This window comes from Sphingomonas sp. MJ1 (PH-R8) (assembly GCF_048058635.1).
Taxonomy (GTDB): domain Bacteria; phylum Pseudomonadota; class Alphaproteobacteria; order Sphingomonadales; family Sphingomonadaceae; genus Sphingomonas.
In genome coordinates this window covers 154964-171854 of record NZ_JBBEFX010000001.1, presented here as the reverse complement: position 1 = coordinate 171854, position 16891 = coordinate 154964, and the positions used below count along the sequence as shown (strand labels likewise).

At 66.8% G+C, this 16891-nt stretch carries 13 protein-coding genes and 1 riboswitch; of the genes, 1 reads left to right on the top strand and 12 read right to left on the bottom strand.

What is annotated here, in order from left to right; translation table 11 throughout:
* Window position 1 precedes the first annotated feature (1 nt).
* The 9 genes from VPH46_RS00825 to cyoA all read right to left on the bottom strand — a co-directional run bounded on the left by VPH46_RS00825 (window position 2) and on the right by cyoA (window position 9632).
* Window positions 2–1942, bottom strand: a complete 1941-nt coding sequence (locus tag VPH46_RS00825; protein WP_416608036.1) for a TonB-dependent receptor plug domain-containing protein — start codon at window positions 1940–1942, stop codon at window positions 2–4.
* A gap of 128 nt (window positions 1943–2070) precedes the next feature.
* A riboswitch (cobalamin riboswitch) is annotated at window positions 2071–2256 on the bottom strand.
* Between the two features lie 55 nt (window positions 2257–2311).
* Entirely contained in the window at window positions 2312–2917 is a 606-nt protein-coding gene (cobO, locus tag VPH46_RS00820; protein WP_416608034.1) for a cob(I)yrinic acid a,c-diamide adenosyltransferase, read from the bottom strand.
* Between the two features lie 75 nt (window positions 2918–2992).
* Complete coding sequence (locus VPH46_RS00815) at window positions 2993–3523, bottom strand: response regulator transcription factor (protein WP_416608032.1); 531 nt, start codon at window positions 3521–3523, stop codon at window positions 2993–2995.
* Window positions 3520–4797 (bottom strand): ATP-binding protein, encoded by a 1278-nt coding sequence (locus VPH46_RS00810; protein WP_416608030.1) that lies wholly within the window; start codon window positions 4795–4797, stop codon window positions 3520–3522. The genes VPH46_RS00815 and VPH46_RS00810 overlap by 4 nt, the downstream gene beginning before the upstream one ends.
* A complete protein-coding gene (locus tag VPH46_RS00805; RefSeq protein ID WP_416608028.1) occupies window positions 4787–5500 on the bottom strand; it encodes an SURF1 family protein in 714 nt (237 codons plus the stop codon). Before VPH46_RS00805 ends, VPH46_RS00810 begins: the two co-directional genes overlap by 11 nt.
* Window positions 5497–5865: a cytochrome o ubiquinol oxidase subunit IV gene (cyoD, locus tag VPH46_RS00800; RefSeq protein ID WP_125959995.1), complete on the bottom strand. Its 369-nt coding sequence runs from the start codon at window positions 5863–5865 to the stop codon at window positions 5497–5499. The genes VPH46_RS00805 and cyoD overlap by 4 nt, the downstream gene beginning before the upstream one ends.
* Window positions 5862–6491, bottom strand: a complete 630-nt coding sequence (gene cyoC / locus VPH46_RS00795; RefSeq protein WP_416608026.1) for a cytochrome o ubiquinol oxidase subunit III — start codon at window positions 6489–6491, stop codon at window positions 5862–5864. The genes cyoD and cyoC overlap by 4 nt, the downstream gene beginning before the upstream one ends.
* A 2-nt stretch (window positions 6492–6493) precedes the next feature.
* A complete protein-coding gene (gene cyoB, locus VPH46_RS00790; protein ID WP_416608024.1) occupies window positions 6494–8497 on the bottom strand; it encodes a cytochrome o ubiquinol oxidase subunit I in 2004 nt (667 codons plus the stop codon).
* A 10-nt stretch (window positions 8498–8507) separates the two neighbouring features.
* Entirely contained in the window at window positions 8508–9632 is a 1125-nt protein-coding gene (gene cyoA / locus VPH46_RS00785) for a ubiquinol oxidase subunit II (protein WP_204991369.1), read from the bottom strand.
* Window positions 9633–9743: 111 nt separating this feature from the next.
* Here cyoA and VPH46_RS00780 point away from each other — a divergent pair, with 111 nt between their 5' ends.
* The gene (locus tag VPH46_RS00780; protein ID WP_125959998.1) at window positions 9744–11072 is read left to right on the top strand and encodes an MFS transporter; all 1329 of its coding nucleotides are present in this window, start codon (window positions 9744–9746) and stop codon (window positions 11070–11072) included.
* A gap of 75 nt (window positions 11073–11147) precedes the next feature.
* Here the strand turns inward: VPH46_RS00780 and VPH46_RS00775 are convergent, their stop codons facing one another.
* The 3 genes from VPH46_RS00775 to VPH46_RS00765 form a co-directional block, all read right to left on the bottom strand.
* A complete protein-coding gene (locus VPH46_RS00775) occupies window positions 11148–12128 on the bottom strand; it encodes an aldo/keto reductase (protein ID WP_416608021.1) in 981 nt (326 codons plus the stop codon).
* Window positions 12129–12222: 94 nt separating this feature from the next.
* Complete coding sequence (locus tag VPH46_RS00770) at window positions 12223–13668, bottom strand: efflux transporter outer membrane subunit (RefSeq protein WP_416608019.1); 1446 nt, start codon at window positions 13666–13668, stop codon at window positions 12223–12225.
* Window positions 13661–16891: a multidrug efflux RND transporter permease subunit gene (locus VPH46_RS00765; protein ID WP_416608016.1), complete on the bottom strand. Its 3231-nt coding sequence runs from the start codon at window positions 16889–16891 to the stop codon at window positions 13661–13663. The genes VPH46_RS00770 and VPH46_RS00765 overlap by 8 nt, the downstream gene beginning before the upstream one ends.

The window sequence follows — 16891 nt, the reverse complement described above, 5'->3', positions numbered from 1 at the left end:
CTCAGAAGCGGCCGCGCAGACCTGCATAGACGCTGCGGCCGAGCGTGCCGTACCGGTAGACGGTGGCATAGTCCTCGTCGAACAGGTTCTCCACCCGCGCGAAGAGCCGCACCTTCGGGCTCAGCGGGACCTCGCCCCGAACGTCGACCAGCGTATAGTCGTCCAGTCGCGTCGTGTTGGCCGCATTGTCGTAGCTCTTGCCGGCCCAGCGCAGCGCAGCGCCCAGGGACGCACCACTCGGCAGGCTGTAGGTTGCGGACGCATTTGCCGTGTGGCGGGGACGCCGCGGCAACCAGTTGCCATAGGCGCTGCCGGTCGAGCGATTCTCGGCCTCGGTCCAGCTATAGTTGGCGTCGGCCGTCACCCGCGAACCCAGGCGGGCAGCGATGGTCGCTTCCACTCCGCGGGCAAACGCGCGGGCGATGTTGTCATAATAGCCCCAGCGCGCGATGTCGGTGCCGGGGATGACGCAGAGCGGGTCCGGTGTGGCACCGCAGCCGATATATTCGACCAGGTCGCGGGTCCGGCGCTCGAAATAGGTCGCCGAAAGCGTCACCGCCCGGTCGAGCAGGCGCTGCTCGACCCCCGCCTCCCAGCTCCGCGCGCGCTCGGGGTTGAGGGCCTGGTTCCCGTATTCGGAGAACAGCTGGTAAAGCGTGGGCGCCTTGAAGCCTTCGGAGTAGCTGGCGCGAACCACGGTGCCCCACGGGAGTGCCCAGGCACCGCCCCCGGCGAACAGCGTCTTGCTGCCGTAGCGGTTGTGGTCGTCCTGCCGCAGCCCCGCAGTCAGGGTGAGGCCGTCGACCACCACGCCGTTGACCTGGCCAAACACACCGGTGAGTTCGGCCTTGCCGCGCGCCGGCTCCGGCACCGGGTCCGACAAGGCGCCGGAAGGCGAAACGGAGCGAAAGCGCGACTTCTCGTTCTCGATCCCGAACACGGCGTTCCACCCGGTCGCGATCGCGAGGCTGCCCTGATACTCGAGGCGCTCGTTCCGGCCTGCCGCGTCGAAAGTCTTGGGCCGCTCGCGCGCCGGATCATAGTTGTCGCGGTTGGTGTCGGTATAGCCGTAGCCGAAGCGGTTGCGCAGACGGCCCCCCAGAAGGTCGACGTTCAGGCCCGCATATCCCACGAACTCGCGGTTGCGCGAATACTCCAGGCTGTCGCCGGCGAACCCGTCGATCTCCACGCGACCATTAGCGTAATAGCCCCGCACCTCGGCGCTGACGCCGGTCGCCAGCTCGAGCCGGGCGCGGCCCTGCGCGCTTTGGTTCGTATAGCCGTCCGCCTCGCGGCCACCGAAGTCCGGCGCTACTGCCGAGACACCATCGGTGGTGAACGTCTGCCCACCCAAGCGCCATGCGAGCGGGCCGGTCTGCCCGCCCACCGCGGCGCGGGCGCTCACGGTGTCGCGTGACCCCGCCTCGACGTCGAAGCTCCCTTCCAGATCGCTCTGCGGCAGCGGCGTCACGACGTTGACGACGCCGCCGATCGCCTGGCTGCCCCAGAGGATCGACTGGACGCCGCGCAGCACCTCGATGCGGGAGGCATCCCCCACCAGCAGGTTCGCGAAGTTGTAGCCGCCGCCCGTCGAGGACGGATCGTTCAGCTTGACGCCGTCGATCACCACCACCGTCTGGTCGGCCTCGGCACCGCGGATGCGGACCGACGTGGCGGTACCATAGCCGCCGTTGCTCGACAGGCTGACGCCCGGGGTGCGGAGCAGCAGCCCTGCCACGCTCAGGTCCTGGGCTCGATCGATCGCTTCCTTGTCGAGCACCGTGATAGATGCGGCGACCCGATCGGCAGCGACGGGCGTGCGGGTGGCAGTGACAACGACCTCGTCGGAAGCCGGGGCAGTCGCAGCGTCGGGCGCCGGCGCCTCCTGTGCAAAAGCGGGAAGCGAAAACAGCAGCGGCAACGGCGCAAGAACTCGGATCATGAAACCCCCTTCAACATGCAACGCCCGCTGCTTGCCGGGAGAGGGCGCACGCCCTCGCCCCCGCAAGCATGCAGGCTGACGATGTCGTCGCTCGGGTTTCCCCGTCCGTTCGGCGCACCCTGACCGATCGAAGGACGACTGCGTCAGGCAGGTCTCCTGGCTCGCGGGTCTCAGCCGGTCCGCGCCGCCTTCTCAGGATCACTCCCAATGGCGTATGGCGCGGTGGCTCGCCGCGTACAGTTGCAGGGGCAGCCGGGGTTTTCCCGTTCCCTTTTCATCCCCGTCTCCGGGGAACCTGTCGCATGCCGCCCGGTAGCCGCGCCGCCGGGCGGGGTCAATCGCGCTGCGTTGCCGGGGTTGCGTGTCTGATCAGAATTCGATCCCGGCCTGCGCCTTCACCCCGCCCCGGAACGGATGCTTGACCTGCGTCATCTCGGTGACGAGATCGGCCATGTCGATCAGCGCCTGCGGCGCGTTGCGCCCGGTGACGACGAAGTGCTGCCGAGGTCCCCGTGCCGCAGCGGCCGTTAGCACCTCCTCCACCGGCAGGTAGTCGTAGCGCAGGACGATGTTGAGCTCGTCCGCGATCACCATGTCGTAGGTCGGATCCTCCAGCATCCGCTTCACCTCTTCCCAGGCGGTGCGGGTCACGGCGATGTCGCGGGCACGGTCCTGAGTGTCCCAGGTAAAACCCTCCCCCATGGGGCGAAACTCGATGTGATCCGAAAGCGCGTCGAACACCGCCTTCTCGCCGGTATCCATCGCCCCTTTGACGAACTGGATCACGCCCACCTTCATGCCGTGGCCGATCGCCCGCACCGCCATGCCGAGCGCCGCGGTGGTCTTCCCCTTGCCAGGCCCGGTGTGGACGATCAGCAGCCCCTTCTCGATCGTCTTGGTCGCCATCATCGCCTGGCGCGCAAGCTGTACCTTGCGCATCCTGGCATTGTGGCGCGCGTCCTTGTCCTGCTCCAACCCACTCTCCTGACAGCAGCTTGCGCCCGCCGTCGCGCGAGGCGCCGGAATGGTCAAGATGACAGCCTGGCCGGATCAGGAAAGGTGGCGCTTCTCCAGCTTCCGGGCGAGGGTGCGCCGATGCATGCCGAGCCGCCTGGCGGCCTCCGACACGTTGAAGTCGCTGGCGGCCAGCGTCTGGTGGATATGCTCCCACTCCAGCGTCTTGATCGTCGTCGGGGTGGCGGAGACCTCGACCTGAGCGTCGCCTCCGGGCCGGTCGAACGCCGCCTCGATCTCGTCGGTGTGCGAGGGCTTCGTCAGATAGTTGGTGGCCCCCAGCTTGATCGCCTCCACCGCCGTGGCGATGCTCGCAAAGCCCGTCAGCACCACGATCCGCATCTCCGGGTCCGCGGCATGAAGTTGCTCGACACAGGCAAGGCCCGATGCCCCGCCCAGCCGCAGGTCCACGACCGCGAACTCCGGGGCGAATCGATCGACGATGCCGGCCAGATCCTCGAGATCCGCCGTCACCTCCACCTGGTAGCTACGCCGCTCGAACGACCGGGCGAGCGTGCGCGCGAAGACGGCGTCGTCCTCGACGATCAGGAGCCTGCGGCCGGTCATTCCGTCTCCTCAAGCGCGAGCGAGGCGATCGGTAGCGCGAGCACCACCTCGGCGCCGCCGCCAGCGCGGTTCTGTGCTTCCAGCGTGCCGCCCAGCGTCCGCAGTACGTTGGTCGCCAAAAACAGCCCCAAGCCGCCCGCTTCCTTGCTGCTGCGATACGGCTGCCCGACGGTGCCCAACATATCCTCCCGAAAGCCGCGTCCGTCGTCGCGGACCGCCAGCACCAATATGGGGCCGTCCATCACCGCCGCCAGCGTGATCGCCCCCGCACCGGCCTCCGCGGCATTGTCGAAGAGGTTGGTGAGCGCCTGGGCCAGCGCCCGATCGGCCACGATCGGTCGGTCCGGACCCAGATGGCTCTCGAACCGGAGAGGAACCGGGCCCTTGCCGCGCCAGTCTTCGACCACGCTTTCCAGGAAACGATGCAGGCTGGTGCGCACCGGCGCCTCGCCGGTGACCTCGCCCGCGGCAAACAGGACGCCGCCCAGGATCTTCTTGCAGCGGGCGATCTCGTCCCGCATCTCGTCCACCTCGGCGGCGAGCCGCGGACTGCCGGCGATGGCGGGCTCCTGCCGCCAGTCGCCCAGTGCCACGGAAAGCGACGCGAGTGGCGTCCCGAGCTCGTGCGCAGCCCCGCTCGCAAGCAGTCCCATGCGGACGATGTGGTCCTCTTCGGCCGCTCGCTGGCGGATCGCCGCCAGATGGGCGTCCCGGTCGCGGACGTTGCGGGCCATGCGGGTCACGAACGCGACCAGCAGGATCGAGGTAAGCGTGAAGTTGAACCAGTTGGCGGCCATGAACCCTGGGGACAAGTCGCTCGCCAATGCCGCCGGCAGCGACAGCGGTCGATGCACCACCGCGAGCGCTGCAAACGCCACGCTGGTCATCGCCACCAGCGCCCAGCTCGACCAGGCGGACAGCAGCACCGCGCCGATGACGACCTGCAACAGGTAGAGGGTCACGAACGGGTTCGTCGCCCCGCCGGACAGGTAGAGCTGGACCGTCAGCGCACCGACATCGACCAGCAGTACGCCGAACATCTGGAGGTTGGTGGTCGACCTGCCCCGGCGGAACAGGGCGAACAGGTTGAGACCGAGGAGTACCCCCAGGGTCGCCAGCATCGGCGTCAGCGGGAGTGCGATGCCCAGACCGAAGTGCACGGCCAGGATCGCGGTCAGCTGCCCCCCGATCGCGATCCAGCGGAGCTGTACCAGCAGCCGCTGGTTCCGGCTCCCGGCGTCGCCGTCGGCGCGAAAGGCGATGCTACGCGTCATGTGGCGGCGCCTCGTGGACCTCCCTTCCCCAGCGGCGGGCGACCGCGACCATCACCAGCAGACCGGCGGCCAGCCCAAACCAGGTGAAGGCGTACCCGAGGTGATTGTTCCGGAAGCGGACGACCGTCAGGCCGCCGCGCGGCCATCCGGAGCGTGGTTCGACGGCATCGATGAAATAGGGAGCGACATTCCCGAGCCCCCGCTTGTTGGCGATCGCGGCGACGTCGCGCGAGTACCAGCGATCCTGCCCGGGATCGTTGCTGCGCAGGAAACCACCGCCGGGCTCCGTCACCCGCAACAGCCCCTCAACAGAGACCTGCCCTTCGGGCGCCGCCACCTTGCCGCGCAGTTCCGGCGGCACGAAGCCCCGGTTGACCAGGAGCGTGAACTTGCCCGTGTCGAGCGGCGTCAGCACCCAGTATCCGGGACCAAGCTGCGTGCTAGCCTGAACGAAACTGTCCGCACCGGCCCGGTAGCGGCCGCTTGCGACAACGCGGGTATAGACATCCCCGTCATCGATGCCGCACCAGGCCGTCGGCCCCGGAGCCGCGACAGGTGGAGCGTGCAGTCGCTGCTCCACCTGTGCGATCAACGCCAGCTTCCAGCTGCGGCGTTCCAGCTGCCAGATCCCCAGCGCCACCAGCGCTGCAAAGACCAGGGCAATCAGCGTGCCCAGCGCGAGCCGGGCGACACGCTGCTTCACATCGCTTCCATGGCCTCGGACGCCATCTCGGGCATCATGTTGAGGTTCATGTGGTACATGACCCAGAGCGATCCGGCGACCACGATGACGACGATGATGATCGTGAAGATCAGCGCCATCAGCGTCCAGCCGCTTTCAGACTTGGTGTTCATGTGCAGGAAGTAGATCATGTGAACGACGATCTGCACCATCGCCATCGCCGTCACGATGCCCGCGGTCACCCGCGGATCCGAGAAGGCGTTGGTCATGACGAGCGCGAACGGGATCGCCGTCAGCACGACCGACAGGAGAAAGCCGATCACATAGTCGCGGCGCGAGCCATGTGCTTCGCCGCTGGCGTGATGGGCCACGGGTTCCGCGCTCATCGCAGCACTCCCAACAGATAGACAAAGGTGAAGACGCCGATCCAGACGACGTCGAGGAAGTGCCAGAACAGCGACAGGCACTGGAGGCGACGCTGGTTGGCGGCGATCAGGCCACCACGCCTCACCTGCACCATCAGCACCACCAGCCAGATGATGCCGAAGGTGACGTGCAGACCGTGGGTACCGACAAGCGTGAAGAAGCCGGACAGGAACGCGCTGCGCCACGGCCCCGCACCCTCATGGATCAGGTGCGAGAACTCGTAGAGCTCGATACCCAGGAACGCGAGGCCGAACAGGCCGGTCGCGGCCAGCCAGCCAAGGGTCACGCCCTTGTTCTGCTCGCCGGCTGCGATCATCGCGAAGCCATAGGTGATCGACGACAGCAGCAGCATCGCGGTGTTCACCGCGACCAGCTTCAGGTCGAACAGCTCATGCGGTCCAGGACCACCGGCCAGGCTGCCGCTGTAGACGCCGTAGCAGGCGAACAGCATCGCGAAGATGAGGCAGTCGCTCATCAGGTACATCCAGAAGCCCAGCATGGTGCTGGACCCGGCGTCGTGATGATGCTCGTCGAGCTCGTAGAACATGGGCGCCTCGGCGCCGGGCGGAATCGTGGCCTCGGCCATCGTTATGCTGCTCCTGCCGCGGCGAGCTGACGCCCGTAGGCTTCCTCGGTGGCGGTTACTTCGGCGGCCGGGATGTAGAAGTCCCGGTCATAGTTGAAGCTGTGGATGATCGTCGCTGCGATCACGCCCAGCAGGCCCAGGGCTGCCAGCCACCACATGTACCAGATCAGGCCGAAGGCACAGATCGCGGAGAACGCGGCGATGATGAGGCCGGCACCCGTGTTCTTGGGCATGTGGATGTCGCGGTAGCCACCGGTCGGACGAACGGCCTGACGGTTCTTCATGTCGTACCAGGCGTCCAGGTCGTGGACGATCGGCGTGAACGCGAAGTTGTAGGCAGGCGGCGGCGACGAGGTCGCCCACTCCAGCGTGCGGCCACCCCACGGATCGCCCGTCAGGTCGCGCAGCTGGTCGCGGCGCAGGATGCTCACCCCGAACTGGATCAGCATGGCGAGGATGCCCACCGCGATCAGCGCGGCACCCAGCCCTGCGATGATGAACCAGATTTGGAGCGACGGATCATCGAACACGCGCAGGCGACGGGTAACGCCCATGAGGCCCAGGATGTAGATCGGCGCGAACGCGACCCAGAACCCGACGACCCAGCACCAGAAGCTCACCTTCCCCCAGAACGGGTCGAGGCGGAAGCCCATGGCCTTCGGCCACCAGTAGTTCACGCCTGCGAACAGGCCGAACAGCACGCCGCCGATGATCACGTTGTGGAAGTGCGCGACCAGGAACAGCGAGTTGTGGAGGACGAAGTCCGCCGGCGGCACCGCGAGGATGACGCCCGTCATGCCGCCGATCACGAAGGTCAGCATGAACGCGACCGTCCACATCATCGGCAATTCGAAGCGCACGCGCCCCTTGTACATGGTGAACAGCCAGTTGAAGATCTTCGCTCCCGTCGGGATCGAGATGATCATCGTCGTGATGCCGAAGAAGGAGTTCACGCTCGCGCCAGAGCCCATCGTGAAGAAGTGATGGAGCCAGACGAGGTACGACAGGATGGTGATGACGAGGGTCGCGTAGACCATCGACGTGTAGCCGAACAGGCGCTTGCTCGAGAAGGTGGAGGTCACCTCCGAGAAGATGCCGAACGCCGGCAGGATGAGGATGTACACCTCCGGGTGACCCCAGATCCAGATCATGTTCACGTACATCATCGGGTTGCCGCCCAGCGTGTTCGTGAAGAAGTTGGTTCCGGCGTAGCGGTCGAGCGACAGCAGCGCGAGCACCGCGGTCAGCACCGGGAAGGCGGCGACGATCAGCACGTTGGTCGCCAGCGACGTCCAGACGAACACCGGCATCTTCATCATGGTCATGCCCGGCGCGCGCATCTTCACGATGGTCGCGATCAGGTTGACGCCCGATAGCAAGGTACCGACACCCGCCACCTGCAAGGCCCAGATGTAGTAGTCGACACCGACGTCCGGCGAATAGTCGAGGCCCGAGAGCGGCGCCATCGCCAGCCAGCCGGTGCGGGCGAACTCGCCCACGAACAGGCTGACCATCACCAGCGCCGCACCGAACGCCGTCATCCAGAAGCTGAAGTTGTTCAGGAACGGGAACGACACGTCGCGGGCACCGATCTGCAACGGCACCACCAGGTTCATGAGGCCCGTGACGAACGGCATCGCCACAAAGAAGATCATGATCACGCCATGGGCGGTGAAGACCTGGTCGAAGTGGTGCGCGGGCAGATAGCCCTCGCTGCCGCCGAAGGCCATGGCCTGCTGCAGACGCATCATCACCGCGTCGGCGAAGCCGCGCAGGAACATGATCAGCGCCAGGATGATGTACATGATCCCGATGCGCTTGTGGTCGACCGTGGTGAACCACTCCTTCCAGAGATAGCCCCAAAGCCGGAAATAGGTGAGCGCCGCGACGGCCGCGAGGCCGCCCAGCATGACCGCCGCAAAGGTGACCAGCAGGATCGGCTCGTGGATCGGGAAGCTCTCGAGCGTCAGTCGCCCGAAGATTGTCTTGAGAATGCTGTCTGACATGGTTCGGCCTTTATGCGCGGTCGGCCGCGCTCGCACCCGGCACGCGGGGGCGGAGGAGCTGGGTCATATTGCGGTTCGCCTCGGATCCGGGATCCTGGGTGCCCTGGGCCGGGCCCGCCGGCTTCGACTGGTGATCGCCGCCGTGCTTTTCCTCGTTGCCCTTGAAGAGCGCGCCTTCCGGCTCACCCGGCATCGCGTGGCGGTTGTTCACGCCCGGCTGGCCGCCGTGCCCCATGTTGTGGGTATCGCACGGACGCTTGGGATCCGGGCACATCTGCACGATGCGTTCGAACAGGCCCTTGTCGACGCCGCCGAAGCGCATCACCGGCACCTTTTCGGACGGCTTCTCGAGCTTGAGATAGGTCGCCGCGTCGAGCGTGCCTTTGGCGGCCTTCGCCTCCGAGACCCAGCGCGCGAAGCCCGCGTCATCCACCGAGTGGGTGGTGAAGCGCATGTGGCTGTAGCCGGCGCCGCTGTAGTTCGAGGAGATGCCCGGGAACTGGCCGGGACGGTTCAGGACGGCGTGAAGCTTCGTCTCCATGCCCGGCATGGTGTAGATCATGCCCGCCATCGCCGGCACGTAGAACGCGTTCATCACGCTGGACGAGGTCAGGCGGAACTGGACCTGGCGGCCGACCGGCACCACCAGCTCGTTCACCGTTGCGATGCCCTGTTCCGGGTAGATGAACAGCCACTTCCAGTCGAGCGACACCACTTCGACTTCCAGCGGCCGCTCGTTCGCCTTCACCGCCTGAGTCGGCGAGAGGCGGCCCAGCGGGCGGTACGGATCGAGCAGATGCGTCGAAGTCCAGGTCAAGGCGCCGAGCGCGATGATGATCAGCAGCGGCGCCGACCAGATCACCAGCTCGAGCATGATCGAGTGATCCCAGTCCGGCTTGTACTCGGCGTCCTTGTTGCTCGCGCGATAGCGCCAGGCGAACAGGACGGTGAGCACCATCACCGGAACGATGATGAGCAGCATCAGACCGGTCGACCAGAGAATCAGGTCGCCTTGCTGACGCGCCACGTCACCAGAGGGGTTCAGCACCACCAGGTCGCACCCTCCCAGGAGTGCGGCAAGCGGCAAGCTCAGGCCGCATCGCGCGGCGAAGGAAGACGATAGGCGGGACATCATCGGCGCGCCTAGACCTCCGTTCGCACATGCGGAATAGGACAATTTGTCCTATCCCCGATCGGCGCCCCGGAGCCTATCGGGACGCCGAACGTTCGGAGAGTTGAATACGTAATGGCTCAGGCCCATGCCTCGTCCGCGCCCTTGGAGCGCGATGCCCGCGTCGTGAATTCCCGCGGCCATGATGACGTGCACCCGGGGGAGATCGCCGTCGGTGTGATCATCGGGCGCACTTCGGAATTCTTCGACTTTTTTGTCTATGCGATCGCGTCGGTGCTCGTGTTCCCCCGGTTCGTCTTCCCCTATCTGGAAGCGGTCCAGGCGACCCTCGCCTCCTTCGCGCTGTTCGCATTGGCCTTCATCGCGCGCCCGGTCGGCAGCCAGATCTTCATGGCGATCGACCGCCGTTATGGCCGCAGCGTCAAGCTGACGATCGCGCTCTTCCTGCTCGGCACGTCCACCGTGTCGGTGGCCTTCCTGCCCAGCTATGCGCAGGTCGGCGCCGCTTCGGCGGTTCTGCTGGCGATCTTCCGGATCGGCCAGGGGCTCGCGCTGGGAGGTAGCTGGGACGGCCTGGCATCGCTGCTCGCGCTTAACGCGCCGCCGCACAAGCGGGGTTGGTACGCGATGGTGCCGCAGCTCGGCGCTCCGATCGGCCTGATCGTGGCGAGCGCGCTGTTTGCCTTCTTCCTCGGCACGCTCGGGGGCGAGGACTTCCTGAGCTGGGGTTGGCGCTATCCGTTCTTCGTGGCGTTCGCGCTCAACGTCGTGGCGCTGTTCGCGCGCCTTCGCATGGTGGCGTCGCCGGAATATTCCGAGCTGTTCAAGTCGCGCGAACTCACCGCCTCGCCGGTGCCCGCGACGCTCAAGAACCAGTGGCGCAACATCATCATCGGTGCGTTCGCACCGCTGGCGAGCTTTGCGCTGTTCCACATGGTCACCGTATTCCCGCTCTCCTGGGTCGCGGTGTTCACGCAGCAGAGCGTCACCCGCTTCCTGGTGATCGAGATGGTCGGCGCCGTCTTCGGCGTGGTGGCGATCGTGTGCTCGGGCCTGCTTGCGGATCGCATCGGGCGTCGCTCGGTGCTCGGCTACACCGCTGCTGCAATCGCGATCTTCGCCTGCGTCGCACCGATGCTGCTGAATGGCGGCGAGGCGGGCGAGACGGCCTTCATGATCGTCGGCTTCATCCTGCTCGGCCTGTCGTTCGGCCAGTCGTCGGGTGCCGTGACCAGCAACTTCCCGAAGCGCGCGCGCTACACGGGTGCCGCGCTCACCTCGGACCTGGCCTGGCTGTTCGGTGCGGGCTTCGCTCCGTTCGCCGCGCTGTGGCTCGCGGAGACCTTCGGCCTGATCGCCGCCGGCGGCTATCTGCTGTCGGGTGCGGTCGCCACGTTGATCGCGCTGGGCCTCAACCGCGAACTGGCCCGTCGCCTCGACTGAGGCTGCGCTCCGGATCAAAGGAAAGGCGGCGGGGACCCGGTCCCCGCCGCCTTTTTCTTTGTCCGCTCCCGGCGATCAGGAGAACCCGACCACCGCGTGGGGCACATAGGGTGCTTCGAGCCGCTCGATCTCCTCGTCGCTCAGCACGAGATCAAGCGCGGCGATCGCGTCCTCCAGGTGAGCCGGCTTGGATGCACCGATGATCGGCGCACTCACCATCGGCTTTGCCAATACCCAGGCAAGCGCGACCTGTGCGGGCGGCACGCCCCTGCCCGCCGCCACCTCTGCCACCGCCTCGATGACCTTGCGATCCCCATCGGCGGTGTGCGCGTAGAGGCTCCTGCCGAACGCGTCGCTCTGCGTTCGCTCCGTCTCTGCGTTCCAGGGCCGCGTCAGCCGCCCGCGCGCAAGCGGGCTCCACGGGATGACGCCGATCCCCTCCGCCTCGCAGAGCGGCAGCATCTCGCGCTCTTCCTCGCGATAGAGCAGGTTTACGTGGTTCTGCATGGTCGCGAACCACGTCCAGCCATTCGCCTCGGCGACATGGAGCATGGTGGCGAACTGCCAGGCGTACATCGAGGAAGCGCCGATGTACCGGGCCTTGCCGGCCTTCACGACGTCGTGCAGCGCCTCCAGCGTCTCTTCGATTGGGGTGTCGGGATCGAACCGATGGATCTGGTACAGATCCACATAGTCGGTGCCGAGCCGGCGGAGCGAGGCGTCGATCTCCTGCAGGATGGCCTTGCGGCTAAGGCCGGCGCCATTCGGCCCCGCATGCATGCGACCGTGCACCTTCGTGGCGATCACCACCTCGTCGCGCCGCGTGAACTCCTTGAGCGCCCGCCCGACGATCTCCTCCGACGTGCCATCCGAATAGACATTGGCGGTGTCGAAGAAGTTGATCCCCGCCTCCACTGCCTGACGCAGCAGCGGCCGGCTGCGCTCCTCGTCCAGCGTCCATGGGTGGGTCCCACGATCGGGAACGCCATAGGTCATGCAGCCGAGGCACAGGCGCGACACGTCCAGACCGGTGCTGCCGAGCTTCCGATATTCCATGCTGATCTCCTCCAGACGCAAAACGGCCGGCACGGGAGGCTGATCCCGTACCGGCCGTGATTTGGACGATCGACGGGCCGCAGCCCGCCGCATGTTACTGGGCGGACACCTCACGAAGGCCGCCGCCCAGTGCCACATAGAGCGACACGCCGTTCTGGAGCTCTGCGGCGCGAAGCGCCAGCAGCTGCTGCTCGGCGGCGAACAGGTTGCGCTCCGCGTCCAGCACCTCGAGGTAGATCGAGATGCCGTTCTGGTACCGCAGCCGCGCCGTGCGGGCGAGGCTCCGCTGCGCGGCCACCGCGCGTGCCTGCGCGTCGATCTGCTCGGCGTAGCGCCGACGTGCGACCAGAGCGTCTGCGACTTCGCGGAACGCCTCCTGGACCGTACGCTGATAGGCCGCGACGAGTTCGTCCGCCTGTGCCCGCGTCAGCTGCAGATTGGCCTCGCGGCGTCCCCAGTCGAAGATGGGCAGGTTGAGCGCACCGCCGAAGGACCAGCTCTGCGAACTCCCGCTGAACAGGCCCCCGAGGTCCGGCGAGGCGAAGCCATAGTTGCCGGTCAGCGAGATGTTCGGGAAGAAGGCTGCCCGCGCTGCGCCGATGTCGGCATTCGCCGCACGCAGCTGCAGTTCCGCGCCCAGGATATCCGGCCGGTTGGCAAGGAGCGCAGAAGGCAGTCCGGGGTCGATCGCGCTGAACTGCGCGGACTGGCTGAGAGGACGCGCCTCCGGCAGCGGCCCCGTCAGCGGCCCGCCGATCAACACGGTCAGCAGGTTCTCCGACTGGGCGGTGGTCCGCCGCAACTCGGCGAGTTCCGCTTCCGCCTGGGTCACCAGCAAGGTTGACTGGTCGAAGTCCACCGAGGAGGTGACGCCCCGCTCCATGCGAATACGCGCGATGCGCAATCCCTCGCGGCGGGCTTCCAGCGTCCGTTCGGCAAGCGCGATGCGCTCCTCGCCCGCGCGAATCGACAGGTAGGTCGCCGCCACCTGGCTCACCAGCGACAGGCGGAACGAACGCTCCGCCTCGATCGTCGCCAGATAGCGCGCCCGTGCCGCTTCGCTGAGGTTGCGCACCCGGCCCCAGAAGTCGAGTTCGAACGAAGTGACCGCCACGCCGACGTTCAGCTGCGTGACCTCGATTGCGTCCGGCGACTCCGCCGCCTCGCCGCCGCCCCCCAGCGCGTCGCCGAACCCGAGCGAGTTGAGCGGGGTCCGGGTGCGGGTGCCGCTGGCCTGTAGCCCTAGCTCCGGCAAGCGCTGCGCGTCGGTGATGCGGTACTGCGCCCGCGCCTGCTCGATGCGCGCGACGGACTGTGCCAGGTCGCGGTTATTGGCGAGTGCCGCAGCGATATAGGACTCCAGCCGCGCATCGCCGAAGAACTCGCGCCAGCCGATCTCGGTCGCGAGGCGGCTCCCCGGGGCGGCCACCGCCTCCGGGAACGTCCCGGACACGGGTGCCACGGGCTGGCGGTACTGGGGTGCGAAGTTGCACCCCGCGAGCATGGTGGTCGCCGCAAGGGCGGTGACGAGCTTACGCATTCTGGGGCTCCCCGGCGCGGCCGTCGCGCTCCGCAAGGCGTCGGGCATCCTCCGCCTCCTCGCGCGCATCCATCGCCTCATAGTCGTGGTCGCGGGCAAGCCACTTCTTCGCCGCGATGTAGAACACCGGCGTGAAGAAGATGCCGAGCAGCGTGGCGGTGATCATGCCGCCCATCACGCCCGTACCCACCGCATGGCGGCTTGCCGCACCCGGACCGGTCGCGATCACCAGCGGGACCATGCCCAGGATGAAGGCAAGGCTGGTCATCAGGATCGGCCGCAGGCGCTGGCGTGCGGCCTCTATGGTCGCAGCCTCGGCAGTCTTGTCGCCCTGCTCGTCCTCGATCGCGAACTCGACGATCAGGATCGCGTTCTTTGCGGCGAGGCCGATGATCGTGATCAGGCCGACGTTGAAGTAGACGTCCGCCGACAGCCCGCGCAGCGAGGTGAAGACCACCGCGCCCAGCACGCCGAACGGCACCACCAGAAGCACCGCCAGCGGGATCGGCCAGCTGTTGTAGAGCGCGGCCAGCAGCAGGAAGACGACGACCATGGAGAGGCCGAGCAGAAGGCCGATCTGGCCGCCCGCCTGCTTCTCTTCATAGGCAGTGCCGGTCCACTCATAGGCCTGGCTGCCCTTCAGCACCTCGCCCGCGATCTTCTCCATCTCCTCGAGCGCGGTTCCGCTCGACTGGCCCGGAGCCGCCTGGCCCGAGATCGTCAGCGACGGATAGCCGTTGTAGCGTTCGAGCTGGGTCGGGCCCGAAGTCCAGCGCACGGTGGTGAAGGCGGAGAACGGCACCATGGTGCCGGTCGTCGCATTGCGGACGCGCAGGTTCAGCACATCCTCCGGCTTCATCCGCTGCGGAGCATCCGCCTGCAGATAGACGCGAAGTACGTTGCCGTCGCGGCTGAAGTCGTTGGCATAGGCCGAGCCGAAGCTGATCGCGAGGGTCGCGTTCACGTCCGCGATCGAGAGGCCAAGCGCACGCGCCTGTACCCGATCGATGTCGACGTAGAGCTGCGGCGCCTCACCCTGGCCTTCCGGCCGGACGCCGGCGAGCACCTTGCTCTGCATGGCGCGGCCGAGGATGGCGTCGCGTGCTGCAAGCAGGCCGGCACGATCGGTGCCGCTGCGGTCCTCGATCTTCATCGAGAAGCCCGTGGCGTTGCCGAGCGACTGGATCGGCGGCGGGTTCAGCGGGAATACCGTCGCCGATGCGATGCCCGACACGAAGCCGAACGTCTTGCCGATGATGGTGTCGACGCTGTTCTCCGCGCCCGGACGCTCTTCCCACGGGTGGAGATCGACGAACGACAACGCCGCCGACTGCCCCTGGCCGAAGAAGTTGAAGCCCACGATCGACACGATGTTTCGGACCTGCGGCTGCTCCTTCAGGAACGCCTCGGTCGTCCGCACCGCGGTTTCGGTCCGCTGCATCGTGGAACCGGGCGCCGCGTCATAGTTGACCATGAAGTAGCCCTGGTCCTCGTTCGGCAGGAAGCCGCCGGGCAGACGCATGAACATCAGGACGGTGATGACGAGCACGACCGCGAACACGGCGAGCCAGCGCACCGGACGCGACAGCATCGATCCGACACCACGACCGTAGCGATTGGTCGCGCGACCGAACCGGTTGTTGAACCAGTTGAAGAAGCGCTGCGGGATGCCCCGCCAACCCGGCTTCGGCTCGGGCGGGTGCTCACCCGGCAGATGCGCCTGATCCCGCTTCAGCAGCTGCCCGCAAAGAGCAGGCGTGAGCGTGAGCGCGAGCACGGCCGAGAAGAAGATCGACACTGCCAGCGTGACGGAGAACTGGCGATAGATGCCGCCGGTCGAACCGGGGAAGAACGCCATCGGGATGAACACCGCGATCAGCACCAGCGTGATGCCGATGATGGCGCCGCGGATCTGGCCCATCGCCTTCACGGTTGCGCGGCGGGGGCTGAGCCCCTCCTCGGCCATGATGCGCTCGACGTTCTCCACGACGACGATCGCGTCGTCGACGAGGATGCCGATCGCCACCACCATGCCGAACAGCGACAGCGTATTGATGGAGAAGCCGAAGAGGTAGAGCCCCAGGCACGCGCCCGCGAGCGCGATCGGGACCACGATCGCCGGGATCAGCGTCGCCCGCCAGTTCTGCAGGAACAGGAACATGACCAGGAACACCAGCACCATCGCCTCGACCAGCGTATGGATGACGCTGTCGATCGACGCGTTGATGAAGGGCGTGGTGTCGAACGGGACGCGCCACGTCATCTCGGGCGGGAAGTTCGCCTCCAGCTCCTGCATGCGGGTGCGCACGGCCTCTGCGGTGGCGACCGCATTGGCGCCTGCCGCGAGCTGCACGCCCATGCCGGCGATCTCGCTGCCGTTCAGGGTCGCCTTGAAGCCATAGCTCTCGGCGCCGAGCTCGACGCGCGCCACATCGCCCAGGCGGATGGTCGCACCGCTGGGATCGGAACGGACGATGATGTTCTGGAACTGCTCGGGATCGCTGAATCGGTTCTGCGTGACGATCTTCGCGTTGAACTCGGTCTCGCGCGTGATCGGCTGCTCACCCAGGCCACCGCCTGCGGTCTGGCTGTTCTGCTCCTGAACCGCCGCCAGCGCCTCGGCCGGCGAGATGCCGTAGCCGGCAAGCTTTTCCGGATCGAGCCAGATGCGCATCGCATATTGCGAGCCGAACAGCTGCACGTCGCCCACGCCCTCGACGCGGCGCAGTTCGTTGACGACGTTGTTCGCGGCGTAGTTGCCGAGCTCGACGACCGGCATCGTGCCGTTCTTCGAGGTGAGCGCGACCACCATCAGGAAGCCGGAGGTATTGTCGGTGATCTGAATGCCCAGGCGCCGCACGTCTTCGGGCAACCGCGGCTCGGCCCGGTTGAGACGATCCTGGACCTCGACGCGGGCGGTGTTCAGATCGGTGCCGCTCTGGAAGGTGAGCGTGATCTGCGCCGTGCCGTTCGAGCGGCTCGTCGAGTTCATGTAGAGGAACCCGTCGATGCCGTTCATCTCGCGCTCGATGACCGAAGTCACGTTGCGGTCGAGCGTCTCGGCGTCGGCACCATTATAGGTGAAGGCGAGGTTCAGCGCCGGCGGCGCCACCTGCGGATATTGCTCGATCGGAAGGCCGATCAGCCCGATCACGCCGGCCAGGGCGATGAACGCCGCGATGACCCACGCGAAAACGGGCTTGTAGACGAAAAAGCGGTCCAT

Coding starts and splice junctions, on each gene's coding strand:
- VPH46_RS00765 (WP_416608016.1), bottom strand. CDS start 16,891: ATGGACCGCTTTTTCGTCTACAAGCCCGTTTTCGCGTGGGTCATCGCG.
- VPH46_RS00815 (WP_416608032.1), bottom strand. CDS start 3,523: ATGACCGGCCGCAGGCTCCTGATCGTCGAGGACGACGCCGTCTTCGCG.
- VPH46_RS00825 (WP_416608036.1), bottom strand. CDS start 1,942: ATGATCCGAGTTCTTGCGCCGTTGCCGCTGCTGTTTTCGCTTCCCGCT.
- cyoB (WP_416608024.1), bottom strand. CDS start 8,497: ATGTCAGACAGCATTCTCAAGACAATCTTCGGGCGACTGACGCTCGAG.
- VPH46_RS00770 (WP_416608019.1), bottom strand. CDS start 13,668: ATGCGTAAGCTCGTCACCGCCCTTGCGGCGACCACCATGCTCGCGGGG.
- cyoA (WP_204991369.1), bottom strand. CDS start 9,632: ATGATGTCCCGCCTATCGTCTTCCTTCGCCGCGCGATGCGGCCTGAGC.
- cyoC (WP_416608026.1), bottom strand. CDS start 6,491: ATGGCCGAGGCCACGATTCCGCCCGGCGCCGAGGCGCCCATGTTCTAC.
- VPH46_RS00810 (WP_416608030.1), bottom strand. CDS start 4,797: ATGACGCGTAGCATCGCCTTTCGCGCCGACGGCGACGCCGGGAGCCGG.
- VPH46_RS00780 (WP_125959998.1), top strand. CDS start 9,744: ATGGCTCAGGCCCATGCCTCGTCCGCGCCCTTGGAGCGCGATGCCCGC.
- VPH46_RS00775 (WP_416608021.1), bottom strand. CDS start 12,128: ATGGAATATCGGAAGCTCGGCAGCACCGGTCTGGACGTGTCGCGCCTG.
- cyoD (WP_125959995.1), bottom strand. CDS start 5,865: ATGAGCGCGGAACCCGTGGCCCATCACGCCAGCGGCGAAGCACATGGC.